We start from the raw sequence: 18818 nt of genomic DNA on the forward strand, positions 1-18818 counted from the left end.
CAGATAAAAAGCTCATGAAGTCAGTTTTTCAGCTAATTCATGAGCTTTTTGCATATCATTATATAGTCTGGCACCTAAGAGGACAAATCCAATTCAAACAGTCCGTACTCATGCTTGTCTCCCTGTAATTCTGCTGCATAGTGGCGCGTGACGGTTTTTTGATGAATCAGGGCGCCGATAGCCGAGGCTTGTCGTTTCTGCGCTTCTTTAAAAATCGGATAGGCCAAGGCAGAGCCCAATCCCAAGAATTTCTCATCTACCCCTAGATACATAATCATATAGCGTTTGGGAAAGCGCTTAGTCCAAAAAAGCTTGGCCAGGTTAAGAGGAGTCATTTCTTGATAAACCAGGGAGCCGTAGTCCGGCATGGCAATCAGAAAACCTGCTAGCCTGCCCTCCTTATAGGCCAGCTTAACCATAGAAAAATCAAGAATATACTGGTATTTTTGAAAAATCTGACTGAACTGCTGACTGGAAATTGACCGATAAATCGGAAAATCCTGATAGAGGTGATTGAGGAGCTCAAAAACCTGCAGCGAAGCTTCTTCCCACTCCTTCTTCTTTGGCGAGCAAATGGTGAAACCCGCCTCTTCAAAAGACTCAAAACGATGAGCCAGTTTGTCCTGATGAGTTTGATTGCTGACCTTGGGATAAAAATTGGACAGATAGCGCTCCTTGAGCTCAAAACCAGCAGCCTGCCATAGCTCAGGATAATAGTCTGGATTATGAGGTTCTCCAGTAAAAGGGAGCTCCTCTGTTCCGGTTAGCTGCATTCGATAGCCTAGCCAAAAGCTTGCCTGTACCGGACCGATAATCTTACTTGCTCCGAGACTGCGAGCAAAACCTGCTAAATGCTCGATAAAAGCAGATGCAATCTGTTGGTCATTGATTGACTCGAAAAATCCCAAGTAAGCAGCCTCATCATCTGGATAGAAGGTCAGGAGGCCTCGAATACAAGGCCGACCGTCCTCATAGCCAACAAAGGCATAGGTATCTAAGTCAGAACTCAGCGGGTGACTGCCTTCAATCAAAGCTAGTTCTTCCTCTTCCGACTGCATAAGGTGGTCTGGCTGGTAAATCCGCTTAGGCAGGGCCAGAAAATCGGCCAGCTCTGCTGTATTGGGTTTGACTGGTTTAATTTCCAGCATGGTCTTCCTCCTTGATTAGTCGAATCTTGCCAGTAAGGCCATCCATCTCAATCCAGTCGCCATTCCGCAGCTGACTGCAGGCGCCTCTGACATTGACAATAGAGGGAATCCCTAACTCGCGGGAAATAATGGCCGTGTGCGAGAGCAAGGATCCCTGCTCTGCAATGACCCCCTTGGCTTGGGTCAGAAGATAGACCCAGCCCGGATCGGTCATCTTGGTCACGATAATCCGATCCTGAGCAGACTCAATCGTTTGTACGTCTTCCACGATTAATACCTGAGCCTTAACGCAGCCAGGCGAGCAGCCAATTCCTTGTAAGGCTTGATTGCCCGCATTATGACTGCTGGTGCGGTTTTGCGGTTTCAGGTATTTCTCAAAGACCTGTCCAGCAAAAACATAGCGACTAAAGGTTGGCAACTCCTTATCCGCCTCCAACTTCTCCCGACGATCGGCTATCAAGCCACTTACATCTCTGGACTTTCTGGTCAACTCAAACAGCTCTTCCTTGGTCATGTAAAAAACATCATCAGGCGTAGCCAGCAACCCTTGCTCGGCTAATTGCTGCCCAAGTGTGCGGAAAATCTGCCGCATCATGCCATAGATTCGTGTGCGGTTTAAGCGGGAGCTTTCCCGATATTTAACACCAGTCATGGCTCGCTTGCGAAGAACATTCGTCCACCAGCCTGATTTTTGCACCTCTTCTTCAAGTTTCTGAGGAGCCAACTTCTTCTTCTCTTGTTGGCACATTTGCAGCAGGAGCTTGAGCAGACGCTCGGGGTGCGTTCGGAAGGTTGGTGTTTCTAACTTCAACTCTTCCGGAGCCCGATCACCAAATTCATAGATAAAATGGACTATTTCTTGGACCAAAGGGTGCTGGCGACTTAGAAAGACTGCTGGACTTTCACTTGCCATGGCTTGTCTAATCGCTGCATTTTCTTCCGCTTTCAGCTGAGCTGTTAAAGCCTGCAGCGCCAAAGCCGGCCGCATACTTTCAATCTGCTCAATTCCTGCAATCTCAGCCTGAACAGCTCCGCCGCGACGCGACTTCTTCAGGAGTCCAGTATAGACAAAGGCATAGAGGTCATTGACCAGCGTAATGTCCCAGTGAGCCAAAATATCCTCTTTTAGCTTGCTGACCAAGGCAATCAAGGTCTCTGCATCTGCGTAGGGAGAAAAGCTCGCTTCGTATTCGCGCTGAATCTGGGCAAACTGTTCTTCCAATTGCCGCATTTGCTTGGGTGCCGTCCAAAACTCTCGGATGATACGGAGCATGATTTGCAAGCGGTTGAAAGCATATAGGTGCACCGGCATCTGAGGCACTTCCGTCTCTCTCACTCCCAGCATATCTTGCCAGATAGGAATGATTTTATTAGAAAAAGGCAGAAGCTGCAAGAGCTGATACCAGCTCTGAATCTGGTAATAAACCCGGCTATTGACTGGCTGCAGCATATTTTGAAAAGTGGCTTCATAGGCAGCCAACTCTGGAGCATCCTTGCCAACCAAGCGCTGGGCCAGACTGCGAAAAATGCTGGCATAGGCCTCCTGAATAAAGCTAATGGTCAGAGGACTGGAAACACCTGGATAGCTCTCGACAATATTACTGTTATCCAGAATAATCTGCTGTCCCTCTGGCAAGGTAGTAATAGGTCGAGCCTGCAAGAGATAGAGCTGGCCATTTGCGAAGGTGAACTCCATATCCATATAAGGTCCGAAAAGCTGACTCACCTGACTCGCCAAGGCTTGCAGCTCCGCGAGTTGTTCCAGTGATACGTCTGGTGAATCCTCCGTCTGCTCTGTATAAAAGAGCTGGTCCTTGGGATGGAGGGTCACCATGGTTGTAGGAATCTTATCCTCGACAACCTTATTGCCCAAGCCCCGACCGATGACAATGATGTGCTCGTTCAGAATACCCTTGGGGTTAGCTGTGAAGTAAATCCCAGACAAGTCTCCCTCTTGCATGACCTGCACAATGCAAATCATCTGCGCTTGCTTCAAAGATAGGCCTTGCGCAAATAGATAGGTGAGAGCCGACTCCTGATAAAGAGAGAGCAAGATCGCTTGAATAGCTTCTTTAAGTCCATCTGGACTCACGTTGAGCTGGCTCTCAAACTGACCGGCAAAGGATGAGGCCTTCCCATCCTCAATGGTTGCAGATGAGCGGACTGCAAAGCGACTGCCTGACTGGAAAAATTCCTTACGAACCCAACTTTCTGCTGCCGTCAGATCTTCTTGACTAAACTGCTTTCTGGCCCAGTCCTGCAGTTGCTGACATAGCTGGGACAAGTCCAACTCTCCAGACCGATAGGCTGCTTCCATCCGCTCCAAGTCAGCAGAGCTAGCAGATGTTTGAAAAAAGCCAAAAGCAAACACTGCAAAGTCAGGAACCGGCAAACCAGCAGCCTGTATTTTCAGCAAATGATAGGCCTTGCCTCCGACCTGGTCAAGCCCTGTCTGCTTGATTCTTTTCATCAAAGTACCCCCATCAAGAGATAAACAGCAACGGACAGAACCATGGTCGTCTCTGTGATATAAGTATAACGCTCCACCCTCTCCCGGATATTAAAGCGAGTTGGATCCTTGATAAACTGCTCAAACTGGACGGTCATCCAGATAACATTCAGCACCAAGACTACCACTCCGACATGGGAAATATTCCAAAGGAGGACAAAATTGGTCAAGATATCCAGAAGAGTCACCACCTCGATAAAGCGAGTGGCTTTTTTGTAGCCAAAAAGCATCGAATAGGTCACATACTCTGTCTCGTCTTTTGGTGCCCGAATCTTACGGCAGACTTCCCAGATCAGACTTGGGAAATACATGGTAAAGGCCAGCAAGACCGTCGGAAGAGACAAGAGAGGCAGATTGTACTTGTAGCAGACAAAGGAAATAGTATAGAGATTCAAAATCATCATGACCGGATTATGGGTTACTAGAGCCAGAGGCAAGGAGTTTTGTATCTTATCACGCTTGAAGAACCAGAAGGACATGAGGGTTCCGTAGATATAGAGAAATAGGAACCAGCCGATATTGTTCATAAAGAGGATATTTAGAATCACAGACACAGCTACGATAAAGCTGAGGGCAATAGCCAAGTCCTTCTTTTTCACCCGGCCAGATGGCAGAGCCCGATGAGGAAAGAGCCGTCTGTCGGTCTCATAGTCCTTGAAATCATCTGCGATCCGCAAAATCATCAAAAAGACGAAAATGGTAAAAATTCCGATCAACTCCTGATGGTCAAAGTGAAAGGTGGTCACTCCGTCATTGAGCAGGAGGACAAAATAAATCTCAAAAAACATGATGGCAGCCACAAAAAAGCGCGGCAGCAAAGGGAACATTTCCTTATAATAAGCAGCTAATCGTTTAAACATAGCTTTTCTCCAATCTTTTCACCCATTTGAATCTGGATTTCTATTCCGAGGTCTGAGTAAGTCAGAATATCCTGATCCAAGCGAATCGTGCCTGCTGGATAGAGGACAAGAATGGTTGATCCGCCCAGACCAAAGCAGCCCTTCTCCTGTCCCCTGACCAAATGGTCCTGACTGTGATTGTATATTCTTCCAACCAGAAGAGCCCCTACTTCCATCTGTAGGACAGGTCCTAGGTCGGTATCTAAAAGACAGTATTCTCTTTTATTTTCCTTGTAAATCAAGCGCCGCTTCTGGGCTACCTGTCTGACCGTATGCAGGCGGCCTTTGATTTTTCGTCTTTGGACAATTCTGCCAGATTCAGCCGCCAGATAGCGGTGCAGGTCTTCCACTCCCAAACGATAAACCAGCGCTGTTCCGCCACTGAACAGCTGAGCTAACTCTTCATCCAGCAGTAAGTCAGCTAGCCTGTATGTCTGCCCCTTAATCGTCAGCTGTAAGTCCTGACTGATGGTAAAAGCCTCTAACTTAGCATCCGCCACAGCCAGTACTTGACTGTCAGGACAGACTAGACGCAGATCAGGCTTGATTCTCCGCTGGAAAAAAGCCGCAAAGCTAGAATAGGGGCCATCTTCATAATCAGCCAGATTCAGCTGATAATTTTCCACAAAAGCTGCTATTTTCTTGCGAGACAAGCCTGTATAATCTTTCAAGGTCAAAAGATAAGACAGACTAGGTCGGGTCAAGATAGGCAACAGAAAGCACCCCCAAGCAGTGCCATAAAGCTTGTCTAACAGACCCGCCTTGTATTCTGTCGGTTCCACTACTTGGCCAGTCCTTCTCTGATAGACCTTAACCATGCGGGAGAACCCCCAGACCAATCAGACTTGCAACAGCCAGAATCGCAAAGACCAGATAGGCCAGCTTATTTGGCTTGGGAATCCGGCAGTTGTAGACAAATAGGAAGGTCAGCAAAAGAGACAAGCCCAACCACACCCAAACAAACAGAGCAGGCACCAGCCATTGACAGACCAGATAAGTCATCGGGAAAAAGAGGGCGCTGTAGGTCACAGGCAAGCCGATAAAATAAGAACCAGAGCCTTCATCATGCTTGGCCAAGCGATTAAAATGCGCCAAGCGCGTGACTGCAGCCAAGACATAGAGAACAGCTAAAACGATATTGGCAGCTCCCAAGGGCAGCTGGGTCATGAGAAGCACAGCCGGAAGAGCCGCAAAGCTAATCATGTCGCAGAGCGAATCAATCTCAATGCCAAAGCGCTTCTGACTTTCAGTCCGCTTCATCCGCCGCGCTACGACACCGTCAAAAAGGTCGCAGATACCGCTAAGGATAAAGGCCATCATGGCCGGTCGCAGCTGGGACTGAATGATGGCATAGACTGCCAAAAGTGCAAAAGCAGCGCCCATATAAGTCAGGATAACAGATTTGTCGTATTCACCGATAAACAAAGGTTCATTCTTCTTCATGAATTCTAATTTCTCCTTTTCTTGCGTCTAAGGTAACCAGCATGCCAGTTTCTAGCAGCTGAGTTGCATTCTTGGTACAAACCAGAGCTGGTATCCCGCATTCCCGAGCGACAATGGAGGCATGGCAGAGAACCCCGCCATACTCTGTCACAAGACCGCCCAGAATACCGAAAACATAGCTCCAGCCCGTATCTGTAAAGCGGGTGACGAGGATTTCTCCCGGTTCAATCAGCTCAATATCAGCCAAATCCAAGAGAACTCTAACCCGACCGGTCACCTGACCGCTGCTGGCTGGCATTCCCGTCAGCAGAGCCTGAATCTCATAGGCCACTCCTTCCAGGCTCATCTCTTTATCAGTCAAATCCCCCTCTGGCTCAAAATTCCGATAGGCCTGGCAATAATGCCGATTATCAGCCGCTTCTTCTTGCAGCTGGTCAGCAGTCTTTTTCCCTTCCATAAAGGCGGAGAGGCTTTCTTTCCTGATGTAAAAAATGTCTTGAGAATCTTTTAGAAAGCCTCGCTTTTCATAGGCTCGGCCGAGTTTAAGACTAATCTGGCGAATGAGGTGGTAATAGCGCGTGGAAATGTCTTTAAACTCCTCCCGCCACCAGAGCAAGTTCCGCAGGTCTTCGCTGATTTTTTCTATCTTTTTCTGCTTGGCTCGAGATAGATGAGCCAAATCCAGCTCAGACCCTGAGATAGGGCTGAGCGAACCTTTAGCTGCTTGGTAATACGCTGAATCAGCAATCAACTGCTGGACCGCTGCCATAACCTGATGAGAATCTTCTTCATAACTAGCTACTCGCAAGTCCAGCTCCCGTGCCGAGTGATAGCCCAAATCCTTTTGGAAATCCTGAATCTTGATGAAATCTGCTCGCTCAGGATATTGTGCAGCCAGTCCCTGCAATTCTTCCACCGATAGCTTCAACCAATCGTCTGTCAGTTTCTCCTCTGCCAAAATAAGATCCGCAGCTTCCAGCATTCTAGCTAAAGGCTTAGTATGCGAAACATTTCCTAACTTGGCAATCAGTCGGAAAAATTCATCGACCGTCAGCCATTTGAGCAGACTGGTCTTTTTCATAGACAGCTGGACCGTATTGATGTAGGCCTGCCAGAAATAAGTTCCCTCACTGTCTAAATAAGCCTGATTTAGCACTAACTGCCAAAGACTCTCGGCTTGTTGCAGCGGGCTTTGGTCGTTCAGTTCTCGTATTTCTTGATGAAGGCTGGTAAATTGCTGGCGCAGCTCTTGCAGCTTGTCTGGTGCCTGACACAGAAAATCTTTGGTTACCTTTTGCGTTTTCCAAGCTACCCGCAGGAAATTCAAAAGCAGAGCCGGACTTAATTTGCTGGTAAAGCCTTGACCTTGGTAGTCTTTATTAACTCCCAGCTCATCATCAAAGTCTCGCTCAGTATAACCTGGAATCTGCTCCATACCTTGCTTGACCACGCCTAAGTTCCAGAAAGGCCGAGCATAATGGAGACGCATCAGCGGCGGCATCACACCTTCAGGCTCTAGGCCAATTGCCAGCAAAAAGCTGGAGAGTGCCTCTTGCCAAGAATAGCGATAAAGGCTCCACATCAGGTTGGGACAGGGCTGGGCCGCCACCCCTCCATCCCGAAAATTCGCCGTCGTCCAGCGACCACTGTCGATTTTAGTTGGTACTGTCGTAATAGGCCGAGCCTGCAGCAGATAGACTTGCTCTTCTAGAGCACACCACTCAATATCCATCGGCCGACCAAAATACGCCACAATCTCCAAAACCTGCTCGTGCAGCTTCTGCAAGACTGCCAAAGGCATTCCTAGCTTTTCAAACTGGATCCAGTCTGGCTTGTACCAAGCAAGAGTCAACTGCTCAGGATTGACTTGGCCACTAACCAAGCTCTCAGCCGAGCCTTTTACATACTCCAAGAGCATGGTCTGGTCCTGATTAGTCGCCACATCTAGGGAAAAGCAGACACCGCTAAAGTCAGGCTCTATCTGCTCCTGAATCAGCACCGCCATGGCAAAATCCTTATCAGCAAGACCCTGACGCTGCCAGTAGGCCAAGGCTTCTGGATTAAAGAGGGAAAGCAGACAAGAACGAATGCCCTGCTCGATTTCTGACAGCGTCTGGCAATTGCCAATCGAATCATACTGGCCGGCAAATGACAGATCCTGTCCGTCTTCTAAAAGGGCACTGCTGCGAACGATATAAGCTTGATTTTCCTGACAAAAGCTTGCTAGCTCCCGCTGCCAAGCTGGATCCAAGGGACATTGCTGCAAACGCTCCGCAATTTCCTCCTTGCCCAAATGAATTAACTCTTTAAGTCCCTGTTCTGAGTATTCTGGCAGAGCTGCTCTTAGCCAAGCCATTACTTGATCTGCTGGCAAAATCAAACCCTTAGGAATCGGAAGCCCCAGTTGACAGAGGTTGATTAACTGATTGATTTTACCGCCATAGACGGCCGAAGGCTCCTTTTCTAGCCATAGTTCTTTCATCAAAAGCTCCCATCTTACATACGATTTTTTCTAAGCTTAGCCCAGTAGAGCAGACGATTGACTCCTAGATGCGTACCCGCCCCTAGGATTAGAATGCCCAGAATCTGCTGCCAAGACAGAGGAATATAGAAAAGCAAGAAAATAATACAGCCAATCAAAGAATCAATCTGGTCTATCCAGATAAAGGTCCATTTCCAGCCATTTTCCGCCGTCTTGCCCTCTCTGATTTCCAAACGGCGCTTGATGAAGCTATTAGGCAGTTCAAACAAAACATAGGCCAGCCCCAAAAGAGCCCCAAACACCAGATTAAAAAGCAAGGTGTTTTCGTAGAAGGCGTAAACCAAGTGCAGTTTCTCTAGATTAGGAGTGCTCTTCAAGAGCACCCCCCATAAAATCTGGGCTAAAGAGCCCCAAACAATCATTCCTATGAAGCCTTTCCAGGTCTTGTTAGCTCCGAAAAGCCGCTTTCCATCTTTCAAAACCAAGCCGCCATCCATGGGTCGATAAGCTGCCTGCAGCAGTGAAGACTTGCAAAAGATCATATTCAGAACCCCAGCTAGAATGACTGGCATCAGGGTAATGTACAAGGCAAGAACAGTGCGCATATCTATTTCCTATTCTTTTTTATGAAAATTAGCCTGAAAAAATTAAGAGACTTCTCAAGCTTTTCTAGTTTTATTATACCATAAGTCGTAAAAGCCCTTACATAACCAACCACATACAAGTGTCTCATCTGATGACTCTTCAAAACACTCTCGATTTTGCTTTTTTATATTTCTTCTTTTTTCCTCTAATATATGTAACGAACTTCAGTCTCTGCTGTCGAAAGATCCCTACCTTCAAGAAAAGAAGTTTTATCAGCCTAGACATCAAAAAAGAGAGAATCTGCGTTCTCTCTCAATGCTAACATTCGTCACCCCCTACAAGTGACAAAGAGCTATATGTCACCGATTCTTAGTATCTAGGATAATGGTCACCGGTCCATCATTCACCAGCTCCACCTGCATGTCTGCGCCAAAAATGCCCGTTCGGGTCGGAACTTCCTGCTGCAGGGCGAGATTGAAGGCATCATAAAAATTGCTAGCCATCTCTGGTGGTGCGGCCTTGATAAAGGCTGGCCGGTTGCCCTTTCTCGTATCTGCGTGTAGAGTGAACTGGGAGATAGATAAAATCTCTCCACCAATATCTTGAATGGACAGGTTCATCTTCCCCTCAGCATCAGAAAAAATTCGCATATTGACAATCTTGCGGATAGCATAATCCATATCCTCCTGACTATCGTCAGGACCCACTCCGACTAAGAGCAGGAGTCCCTGTTCAATCCTGCTATGTAGCTGTTGGTCAATGCTGACCTGCGCACGTTTCACGCGCTGAATGACGATTTTCATATCTTTTCCTTTATTTAATAACTAACATCTACTCTATTATTCCCATGCTTTAGCCATTGGTCCGCTTAACAGAATACACTTCCGGTACACTCTTAATCTTGTCCACCACTGTCGTCAACGTGGACAGATTGGCAATGCCAAAGGAAACATGGATATTGGCAAATTTCATATCCTTGGTCGGCTGAGCATTAACTGTTGAAATATTTTTGGTGGTATTAGACAGGACCTGCAGCACATCGTTGAGGAGTCCAGAACGATTGAGACCATAAATATCAATATGGGCCGTGTATTCTTTGGTCGTGTTGTTGTCTTCCCATTCCACCTCAATCAAGCGCTGCTCGTAATTTTCCTGAGCCTTGAGATTCATACAATCTTCTCGGTGAATAGCTACACCACGGCCTTTGGTAATGTAACCAACAATGTCGTCACCAGGCACGGGGTTACAGCATTTGGCAATCCGAATCAGGAGACCGGATGCCCCTTGAATCACTACACCGCCTTCATGCTTGACCTTGAGAGTGTCTTTTTTGTTTTCGACCTTGACCTCACCGCCCTTGACCAATTCCTCAGCTTCTGCTCTGGCCTTGGCCCTCTCTTCCTCACGGCGCTCTTTTTCCGTCAGACGGTTGAAAATGCTGATAGCACCAATCTCACCGAAGCCAATCGCTGCAAAAAGCGCATCTTCGGTCTTATAACTGGTCTTTTGCAGGACTTCCTCCATGTGCTTCTTGTCCATGTACTTATTCGCAACATAGCCCTGCTCCTGAAATTGAGCCTGCAAGAGCTCCCGCCCTTTGGAGATAGATAGTTCCTTATCTTGATTTTTAAAGAATTGACGGATTTTATTTCTGGCTTTGCTGGTCTTGACAATATTGAGCCAGTCACGGCTAGGCCCAAAGGAGTTCGCATTGGTGACAATTTCCACCTGATCCCCTGTTTTCAGCTTGGTATTCAGGGGCACCATGCGACCGTTAACCTTGGCTCCTGTCGCCCTCTCCCCAACCTTGGTATGAATCTCATAAGCAAAGTCAATCGGACCAGAATCTTTGGGCAGACAGCGCACCTCGCCATTCGGCGTAAAGACATAAATCTCTTCTGTCAAATAGCTTTCCTTGACCGAATCGACAAACTCCTGAGCATCTCCCGACTGGTCTTGGAGCTCCATCAGTTCTTTGATCCAATTCATTCCGATGGCTGACTCTTTGCTGTTAACCTGACCTTTTATCCCTTTCTTATAAGCCCAATGGGCTGCGACCCCGTACTCCGCCACTTCGTGCATTTCCTTGGTCCGAATCTGAAATTCAATTGGTCCTTTAGGTCCATAGACCGTCGTATGAATAGACTGGTAGCCATTGGCCTTGCGGTTGGCAATATAGTCCTTGAAACGCCCCGGCATTGGTTTCCAGAGCTCATGGATATAGCCCAACATGGCGTAAACATCACTGTGAGTTTCCAAAATACAGCGAATGGCAATCAAATCATAGATCTCATCAAAACGCTTCTTCTTGTCCTGCATCTTGCGATAAATGGAATAAATATGCTTGGGACGGCCGTAAATCTTACCATGCAGATTGCGCTCACCTGCGTAGGTTTCGATCTTGTGGACAACTTCCTCCACCAGAGCTTCCCGCTCTCGCCGTTTTTCCTTCATCATGTGGGAAATTTTATAAAACTCCGTCGGATTAAGGTAACGGAAGGATAAATCTTCCAGTTCCCATTTGACACTAGAAATCCCCAAACGATGAGCCAGAGGAGCATAGATTTCCATGGTTTCCCGCGAAATTCGCTCTTGCTTGTCTGGCCGTAAATGATGAAGGGTCCGCATATTATGCAGACGGTCGGCTAGTTTGACCAAAATAACACGGATATCCTCAGACATGGCCATGAGCATTTTGCGATGATTTTCCGCCAACTGTTCCGCATGGGACTTATATTTCACCTTCCCCAGCTTGGTCACTCCGTCCACAATCACGCGCACATCATGCCCAAATTCCTGCTCCAAATCATCCAGCGTTGCCGAAGTGTCTTCAACCACATCGTGCAAAAAACCACAGGCAACCGAAACAGCATCCAGCTTGAGCTTAGCTAAAATTCCCGCTACCTGGATAGGATGCACAATGTAAGGTTCTTGCGACTGGCGAGTTTGCCCGCTATGGCGATCTATGGCATAGACCAATGCCTTTTGTACAAAAGCCACATCTTTTGCAGCTAAATATTTTCTTGTGAGGGAGACGACCTGATCCCCCGTTAAATTTATTTCTTTTGGCATGCGCATTCTCTCCGATTTCTTGCCTACTATTTTATCATTTTTACATCAATATGAAAACACAGAAAGTGCAGAGAATTTAAAAGGATGCTAAAAGACGCAAACAACCCGCCTCTAAAGCGGCGGGTTGTGATGAAGGCGATGGTTTATTTCGGTCCGAACCATATCCTTCAAAAATTCAAAATAAGCATAGATGAGATAACCGATGGATACCACACCTAAAATAGCTACTAATACTTCAAATAAGGTAGACAAAGACATGATAAACCTCCTCTCCTTACCCAGTAAACATATGCATCCGTCTCCTCAGGCGGCTGATTTGTTTCCGTTTTTTCCCTTTCTAGCCTGCCTTAGGATTCACTTATATTATACCATTTATCAGCCGAATAAAACAGGAAAAATTAAGGAATTTGCACTATATTAAAAAGCAAACTAACATCATATCAGTCTACTTTTTCTCTTCTGGATTCAAATCATCGAAAGTGGTGCTGTTTTTGCTAATTGCTTCACTGATTGCTTTTTGACCCAAGCCGTTAATTGAGCTGTCCATTTGGTTGGATAGATTGAGCACAGCTGTCTTGTTTGTCATGGCCAAGATACCAATCTCCTCATCATACTTCTCTACAATATCTTTTCGACTTGCTTTTATCGGTGGTGCGCAGAAGGCTTTAATAGCTTCTCTTTCCAATGTTTTTTTAATTTCTCTTCGTGCTACTTCGGTAAAGGGGCTGCACAATGCATCTGAGACAACATCTGCTATACTCATTTATTTCCTCCTTCTTCCTCATCCAATTTCCTTCTCAGCTGGTAACTCTTTTCTAATTCGTCTTCCAGCTGCCTGCGATCTTTCCGATACTGATTTGTCAGTTTTTCATCTTTTTCTTCTATTTTTGCACATTGACGACGATATTCTCTATCCGTCTCACTCGCATAAGTATCTAACAGATTAATAAACTTACGACACTCTTCCTTATCCACGTAATCTTGTCGGCTAAAGTGATAAGTAGCCTCCTCAAACTCTTCATAAAGTCTCGTCAGGTGACGCTTGTTATCTTCTAGTTTCCAATATGTTTCTTCTATTTCTTTCTTGGCAGCCTTATAATTATCCTCCAAGTCCCAGAGTTCTTCTTCTTGGTTTCTAATTTTAGCTTGAATTTCATCTATTTTGTCCATTGGCTAATATCTCCTGCCAAACTTTCGTCTGCTGCCACTGCCTGATCAATACCATTTCGGATACTACCCTCCAAGTCTGTAAACGCCGTCACAATAGTGGCCGATTTGTTTACCGCTTTATCAAAATGTCGCTGAGTCTTTCCTACAATGCTATCATAAGTTACTCCAGCTTCCGCATAGGCCTCCTGCACCTCATCATAAGTCAATTCTGTTACAAACCAAGGAATTTCCTTGCTTTTGTCATAGAGTTCTTCAGCATCTGTCACTGCTTTTTTCGCAACCGCCTCAATCTCGCTGTGCCCATTGCTGACAGACTCTGTCAGAGCTGCCGCAACAGCCGTTGCCTGGACGCTATCCAAGAAAAACATCTCATGACTATTAATACTACCATCTGATAAAAACTGACCGGTCAATTGCTTGAGGAGACCGTCTTTTACTCCCTGCAATTTCTTCAAGGTCTTATAGTGCTTCTTTTCAAGCCCAGTCATCCTCTCTGGACTCTGCTTTTCCAAAATATCCTTGATTTGATTAATTTGATTCTTATCACCTGTAATATCCGAGTCAAGGCTGTGTCCGCCAGAATTATCAAGTATATACTCTTTGCCTAGATAGACACCTCCAAGTCTATCGGACCATATGTTAAGAGGATCTTTTTCTGTTGTAATACGAATGACTTGACCTGTAAAGTCCGCATATTTGTTCAGAATATTCTCGCGAGCAGAATCCAACGGAATCAGATAGTCTATGGCTCTATCCTTCATTCGAATCACTCCCTCTACATAGAGAGGGGCTGAGTTATATACCACTGTACGCGGAGCGTTAAATTCCAAAGCTACCCTCTGAGCAATATTCCCCCCTAAAGAATGCCCTGTTAAGGTGATATTGTCCCCATATTTCTGTCGGATTCTTTCGTAAAATTTAAAAGCTTCATCATAATGATAGCCATAAGGCATTAAAATACTAGTAATATCTACCGTGACATCTGTTACAAAATCCGCATTAGGATTGGTTCCCGTGTAAGCAATAATAACCTCTCCACTATCCTTATCTAGGAAAGCTGTACCGCTGGTACCAGTCAAACCGTCACGAAAATCATCTAAATATTCAAGATTAGGAGGGATAGACTTCAATTTATTAACTTCCCTAAGAAGTTTATTTTTAGCATTATCTTCAATATCAGACTGATGAACTCGAACATTTTCAAATTCATAAGTCAGATTAGAAGCATCTAAAGTTGGAATCCCACTATTGGCCATTATATACCCCCGCATTTGACACCGTTTCTCTAAAGTAATAGCCATCTTTATAATCTATTAAAATTGAGTAGTAGTAATAACCTTCATTTTGTAGAGAACTTCCAATCTCAAGTATGCTTTTCTCAGAATCTTTTTTATCAAAATAATTATTAACTATTTTATTTTCTGTAAGATAAGATATGCTAAAACCATTTGTTACACTGTTATACGATTTTTCTTTTAATCTAAAATTAGATAATTCAGCTTTGTTTATAGTTAACTTTTGAAATAAAAATCTGTCAAACTTCCATATTTTCCTAGCGGTCTCTTCCTCAGAAAAAGTAAACTTGTTATCCGCATAATGAACACTTACGACTACTTCTTCTTCGCTTTTTGGCGCATCATCAGTTGCTGGAATTTTAGCAAGGGTACCCACTATTGTATGCGATGTTGCATCACCCTTCAGCTTAATTTCCGTGATGAAATCATCGATTCCATCACTCTTCTTTTTAAAATAGACCTGCTCAATCTCAAACCCTTCCGGAAATTGCTTAAACAAGTCAAACAGATTCTCAGTCGGATAGACGCGACTAACCTCAGAAACCTTGTTTTCAATCCATTCTCGGCTGTTCTTATTTTCTCCGCATCCTGCCAATCCCGTCATTATCAGTCCTCCTACAAGTAACATTGTAAGAAAAGTGCGTTTGCTCATGACCTTCTCCTTATTTATGATATTCAATAAAACAACTAACCTTAATTCCCTTATAGTATATCATAAAATTTCTACTTCCTTGCTACCCTATATAATATTGAGGTTTGCTATAATAAAGTGGGCTCAGGGATCGTCTAGGTATTGGAGGTTAGGAGGGAGTTTTTTCTTAGTGTACTTTTCTACATATTAAAGCACATTATTGTCAGTTGCTCCCTGATTAACTCTCATATTTTCAAATTCATAAGTCAGATTAGAAGCATCCAAGGTTGGCACATTACTATTTGGCATCTATCTTCTCCATACTCTTAATTTTTCCTGCTATAAGTTCTGAATGAGAGATATTTTCTCCGTCAAAAACAATAGGATATCCGTATTCATAGCCAATAGTTGCAGAGCGATCTGCACTAATATAAAGATCTAGCGACTCGCTTGGTTGTAAATGGAAGTAGTCCTGAATAATTTTACTCTTTACATTTTTATAAGCAATGGAAGCATCACCAGTCTCCCAATTATAGTACGTTTTTTTGAGCTCAAATCGAGATAGAGCTACTTTATTTAGTTCTAACTTTTGAAATAAAAACCCATCATAAAACAAATCATCTTTAGAAACTTCTGGATTCAAAAATTCTAATCCTTTTTCAGTGTACACAATACGGCTTTCTAAAAGCACTTTTTCTTCATAAGGATTACCTCGAGCTTCTATTCTTTTAAAATTGCCAGTTATTTCTTTTGTTTCTGCGTTTCCTACGAGTTCAATCTTCTGATAACGAGAATAGTCCTTCGTCTCATCGTAAGTATCAATACTTCTAATCTCAAACCCTTCCGGAAATTGCTTAAACAAGTCAAACAGATTCTCAGTTGGATAGACACGACCGACCTCCATACCAATCTGGTCAACTACGACTACTATCAGGATAAGCCGGTGGAGACCTTGGGACTGGCTAAGACAGCCGTGCTAATCGAGAAGGCCAAGAAAGAAAATCCAAACGTCCTATTAGTGGACAATGGCGACACCATCCAAGGAACGCCGCTGGGAACTTACAAGGCCATTGTGGATCCTGTGGAGAAGGGCGAGCAGCACCCAATGTATGCTGCCCTACAGGCTCTGGGCTTTGAAGCTGGCACTCTGGGGAACCATGAGTTCAACTACGGCCTAGACTATCTGAACCGCGTAATCGAGACAGCTGGCATGCCACTTGTCAATGCCAATGTGCTAGATCCAGCGACTGGTAAATTTATCTATCAGCCTTACAAATTCATCGAAAAGACCTTTACGGATACTCAAGGCCGCTTGACGACTGTCAAGATCGGTGTGACTGGGATTGTTCCGCCACAGATCCTCAACTGGGATAAAGCGAACCTAGAAGGAAAAGTGGTCGTTCGCGATTCTGTCGAGGCTATTCGAGACATCATTCCTGAGATGCGCAAGGCTGGTGCAGACATCACTTTGGTGCTTTCTCACTCTGGTATCGGAGATGACAAGTATGAAAAAGGCGAGGAAAATGAAGGCTATCAAATCGCCAGCCTACCAGGTGTAGATGCTGTTGTAACGGGCCATTCCCACGCAGAGTTTCCAAGCGGAAACGGAAGCGGCTTCTACGAAAAATATCCTGGTGTAGATGGTATCAACGACAAAATCAACGGCACCCCAGTGACCATGGCTGGGAAATACGGCGACCATCTGGGCGTCATTGACCTTAAGCTGAACTATACCGACGGTAAATGGAAGGTCACTGACAGCAAAGGCTCCATCCGCAAGGTGGATACCAAGTCTAATGTAGCAGACAAGCGCGTCATTGACATTGCTAAGGAATCCCATCAAGGAACTATCAACTATGTCCGCCAGCAAGTCGGCACCACGACTGCACCGATTACTAGTTACTTCGCTCTGGTCAAAGACGATCCTTCCGTGCAAATCGTCAACAATGCCCAGCTTTGGTATGCTAAGCAAGAGCTGGCTGGCACGCCTGAAGCCAACCTTCCTATCCTGTCTGCAGCAGCTCCTTTCAAGGCAGGAACTCGTGGAGATGCAACGGCCTACACAGACATTCCAGCTGGTCCTATTGCCATCAAGAACGTAGCAGACCTCTATCTCTACGATAATGTAACTGCTATCCTCAAGGTCAACGGTGCCCAACTCAAAGAATGGTTGGAAATGTCAGCTGGCCAATTCAATACCATTGACCCAAATAATAGCCAACCACAAAATCTGGTCAATACTAACTACCGGACTTATAACTTTGATGTTATCGACGGTGTTACCTATGAGTTTGACATTACCCAGCCGAACAAATACGGCCGCGAAGGCAAACTGGCTAATCCAACTGCCAGTCGGGTTCGCAATTTGAAGTATCAAGGCAAGGAGATTGACCCTAAGCAAGAATTTATCGTCGTGACCAATAACTATCGAGCTAACGGTAAGTTCCCAGGCGTGCGCGAAGCCAGTCTCAACCGTCTGCTCAATCTGGAAAACCGTCAGGCCATCATCAACTATATCTTGGCTATTAAAAACATCAATCCAAGTGCCGATAAAAACTGGCATTTCGCTGATACCATTAAGGGGCTGGACCTGCACTTCCTGACAGCTGATAAAGCCAAGAACTTGATTGGTGCAGACGGAGACATCGTCTATCTAGCGGCATCAGCTCAAGAGGGATTCGGCGAATACGAATTTGTTTATGTCGCACCGAAGACTGAACCAGTGCCAATTGAGCAGCCAAGCCGTCCGACTATCGCAGTCGAAGCAGCCAACCTGCAGCATAGCAGAGTAGACTTCCCTGTCTTGACCGCTGTTGACCCTATCACAAACAAGCAAGCGTCTCACAGACAGACAGGAGCAGAAAGCCTCCCAGCAACCGGAGAAAAGACGTCCTCACTCAGACTCTTGGGACTTGTTGTGACTGGATTTGCAGGAATCTTCGCCTTCAAAAAACGGGAAAGACAATCATGATAAAAAATGGCTCTATAATTTCTGTAGTGGGTAAAATCACTGTAGTAATTATGGAGCCTATTTTGTTGTAGAAAAAAAGTCCCATATGACCTATAATGAAAAGCGACAAAACCATCATTAGAAAGACTCATATGGAACAACTCAATTTTATCACAAACTTACTGGAAATCAAAGATCCTAACATTACGATTTTGGATGTTCTAGATGCTGGAACGCATAAAGAAATCATCGCGAAGTTGGATTATCCTGCTCCTAAATGCTACAGCTGTCATGGTCAGATGGCTAAATATGACTTCCAAAAAGAATCGAAAATTCCCTATCTAGAGTGCGCGGGATACAAAACGCTGATTCGGTTGAGAAAACGCCGCTTCCGCTGTAAAGACTGTAGAAAAATGGCTGTATCTGAGACTTCTCTGGTCAAGAAGAATCACCAAATTGCAACCATCGTCAAGCAGAAAATCGCTCAAAAATTGATCGAGAAAGTCTCTATGACGGCCATCGCTGAAAGCTTAGCAGTTTCCACGTCAACCGTCATTCGTAAACTGAAAGAGTTTAAATTCAAGACAGATTTATCTTATCTTCCAACTCACATGTCTTGGGATGAATATAGCTT

17 protein-coding genes are annotated in these 18818 nt (G+C 45.1%); 2 read left to right on the plus strand and 15 right to left on the minus strand.

Annotated features, from left to right (window positions below; all coding sequences use genetic code 11):
• Positions 1–74 precede the first annotated feature (74 nt).
• The 15 genes from FZ952_RS04460 to FZ952_RS04525 form a co-directional block, all read right to left on the minus strand.
• A complete protein-coding gene (locus FZ952_RS04460) occupies positions 75–1148 on the minus strand; it encodes a hypothetical protein (protein ID WP_148880763.1) in 1074 nt (357 codons plus the stop codon).
• Positions 1135–3618 (minus strand): phosphoenolpyruvate synthase, encoded by a 2484-nt coding sequence (locus tag FZ952_RS04465; protein ID WP_148880764.1) that lies wholly within the window; start codon positions 3616–3618, stop codon positions 1135–1137. Before FZ952_RS04465 ends, FZ952_RS04460 begins: the two co-directional genes overlap by 14 nt.
• Positions 3618–4517, minus strand: coding sequence for a UbiA family prenyltransferase (locus FZ952_RS04470; RefSeq protein WP_148880765.1), 900 nt, complete (start codon positions 4515–4517; stop codon positions 3618–3620). Before FZ952_RS04470 ends, FZ952_RS04465 begins: the two co-directional genes overlap by 1 nt.
• Positions 4502–5374 (minus strand): phosphatidylserine decarboxylase, encoded by an 873-nt coding sequence (locus tag FZ952_RS04475; RefSeq protein ID WP_148880766.1) that lies wholly within the window; start codon positions 5372–5374, stop codon positions 4502–4504. The genes FZ952_RS04470 and FZ952_RS04475 overlap by 16 nt, the downstream gene beginning before the upstream one ends.
• On the minus strand, positions 5367–5999 hold the full coding sequence (locus FZ952_RS04480) for a CDP-alcohol phosphatidyltransferase family protein (RefSeq protein ID WP_148880767.1): 633 nt from the start codon (positions 5997–5999) through the stop codon (positions 5367–5369). The genes FZ952_RS04475 and FZ952_RS04480 overlap by 8 nt, the downstream gene beginning before the upstream one ends.
• Positions 5986–8481, minus strand: coding sequence for a PEP/pyruvate-binding domain-containing protein (locus FZ952_RS04485; RefSeq protein ID WP_148880768.1), 2496 nt, complete (start codon positions 8479–8481; stop codon positions 5986–5988). Before FZ952_RS04485 ends, FZ952_RS04480 begins: the two co-directional genes overlap by 14 nt.
• A gap of 14 nt (positions 8482–8495) precedes the next feature.
• Positions 8496–9086: a CDP-archaeol synthase gene (locus FZ952_RS04490; protein WP_148880769.1), complete on the minus strand. Its 591-nt coding sequence runs from the start codon at positions 9084–9086 to the stop codon at positions 8496–8498.
• A 339-nt stretch (positions 9087–9425) separates the two neighbouring features.
• Complete coding sequence (gene dtd, locus FZ952_RS04495) at positions 9426–9869, minus strand: D-aminoacyl-tRNA deacylase (protein WP_148880770.1); 444 nt, start codon at positions 9867–9869, stop codon at positions 9426–9428.
• A 49-nt stretch (positions 9870–9918) separates the two neighbouring features.
• Positions 9919–12138, minus strand: coding sequence for a RelA/SpoT family protein (locus FZ952_RS04500; protein WP_148880771.1), 2220 nt, complete (start codon positions 12136–12138; stop codon positions 9919–9921).
• 111 nt (positions 12139–12249) lie between these two features.
• Positions 12250–12396, minus strand: coding sequence for a hypothetical protein (locus tag FZ952_RS11575; RefSeq protein ID WP_187423868.1), 147 nt, complete (start codon positions 12394–12396; stop codon positions 12250–12252).
• A gap of 187 nt (positions 12397–12583) precedes the next feature.
• Positions 12584–12901 carry a hypothetical protein gene (locus tag FZ952_RS04505; RefSeq protein WP_062200011.1) on the minus strand — a complete coding sequence of 106 codons (318 nt, stop codon included), beginning with the start codon at positions 12899–12901 and terminating at the stop codon, positions 12584–12586.
• Positions 12898–13308 carry a hypothetical protein gene (locus FZ952_RS04510; protein ID WP_148880772.1) on the minus strand — a complete coding sequence of 137 codons (411 nt, stop codon included), beginning with the start codon at positions 13306–13308 and terminating at the stop codon, positions 12898–12900. The genes FZ952_RS04505 and FZ952_RS04510 overlap by 4 nt, the downstream gene beginning before the upstream one ends.
• Positions 13296–14564: an Mbeg1-like protein gene (locus FZ952_RS04515; RefSeq protein WP_148880779.1), complete on the minus strand. Its 1269-nt coding sequence runs from the start codon at positions 14562–14564 to the stop codon at positions 13296–13298. The genes FZ952_RS04510 and FZ952_RS04515 overlap by 13 nt, the downstream gene beginning before the upstream one ends.
• On the minus strand, positions 14554–15255 hold the full coding sequence (locus tag FZ952_RS04520; protein ID WP_148880773.1) for a hypothetical protein: 702 nt from the start codon (positions 15253–15255) through the stop codon (positions 14554–14556). The genes FZ952_RS04515 and FZ952_RS04520 overlap by 11 nt, the downstream gene beginning before the upstream one ends.
• 277 nt (positions 15256–15532) lie before the next feature.
• The gene (locus tag FZ952_RS04525; protein ID WP_262366329.1) at positions 15533–16096 is read right to left on the minus strand and encodes a hypothetical protein; all 564 of its coding nucleotides are present in this window, start codon (positions 16094–16096) and stop codon (positions 15533–15535) included.
• On the opposite strand from FZ952_RS04525, the gene FZ952_RS04530 reads away from it, so the two are divergent.
• Positions 16085–18205, plus strand: a complete 2121-nt coding sequence (locus FZ952_RS04530; protein ID WP_410468286.1) for a bifunctional 2',3'-cyclic-nucleotide 2'-phosphodiesterase/3'-nucleotidase — start codon at positions 16085–16087, stop codon at positions 18203–18205. The two genes, FZ952_RS04525 and FZ952_RS04530, sit on opposite strands and share 12 nt — an antisense overlap.
• 131 nt (positions 18206–18336) lie before the next feature.
• Positions 18337–18818 (plus strand): transposase family protein (locus FZ952_RS04535; RefSeq protein ID WP_148880774.1); only part of this gene is annotated, 482 nt, incomplete at its 3' end.

The organism is Streptococcus sp. Marseille-P7376, assembly GCF_902460385.1.
GTDB lineage: Bacteria > Bacillota > Bacilli > Lactobacillales > Streptococcaceae > Streptococcus > Streptococcus sinensis.

Coding starts and splice junctions, on each gene's coding strand:
- FZ952_RS04470 (WP_148880765.1), bottom strand. CDS start 4,517: ATGTTTAAACGATTAGCTGCTTATTATAAGGAAATGTTCCCTTTGCTG.
- FZ952_RS04500 (WP_148880771.1), bottom strand. CDS start 12,138: ATGCCAAAAGAAATAAATTTAACGGGGGATCAGGTCGTCTCCCTCACA.
- FZ952_RS11575 (WP_187423868.1), bottom strand. CDS start 12,396: ATGTCTTTGTCTACCTTATTTGAAGTATTAGTAGCTATTTTAGGTGTG.
- FZ952_RS04520 (WP_148880773.1), bottom strand. CDS start 15,255: ATGAGCAAACGCACTTTTCTTACAATGTTACTTGTAGGAGGACTGATA.
- FZ952_RS04465 (WP_148880764.1), bottom strand. CDS start 3,618: ATGAAAAGAATCAAGCAGACAGGGCTTGACCAGGTCGGAGGCAAGGCC.
- dtd (WP_148880770.1), bottom strand. CDS start 9,869: ATGAAAATCGTCATTCAGCGCGTGAAACGTGCGCAGGTCAGCATTGAC.
- FZ952_RS04480 (WP_148880767.1), bottom strand. CDS start 5,999: ATGAAGAAGAATGAACCTTTGTTTATCGGTGAATACGACAAATCTGTT.
- FZ952_RS04515 (WP_148880779.1), bottom strand. CDS start 14,564: ATGGCCAATAGTGGGATTCCAACTTTAGATGCTTCTAATCTGACTTAT.
- FZ952_RS04475 (WP_148880766.1), bottom strand. CDS start 5,374: ATGGTTAAGGTCTATCAGAGAAGGACTGGCCAAGTAGTGGAACCGACA.
- FZ952_RS04460 (WP_148880763.1), bottom strand. CDS start 1,148: ATGCTGGAAATTAAACCAGTCAAACCCAATACAGCAGAGCTGGCCGAT.
- FZ952_RS04485 (WP_148880768.1), bottom strand. CDS start 8,481: ATGAAAGAACTATGGCTAGAAAAGGAGCCTTCGGCCGTCTATGGCGGT.
- FZ952_RS04505 (WP_062200011.1), bottom strand. CDS start 12,901: ATGAGTATAGCAGATGTTGTCTCAGATGCATTGTGCAGCCCCTTTACC.
- FZ952_RS04490 (WP_148880769.1), bottom strand. CDS start 9,086: ATGCGCACTGTTCTTGCCTTGTACATTACCCTGATGCCAGTCATTCTA.
- FZ952_RS04510 (WP_148880772.1), bottom strand. CDS start 13,308: ATGGACAAAATAGATGAAATTCAAGCTAAAATTAGAAACCAAGAAGAA.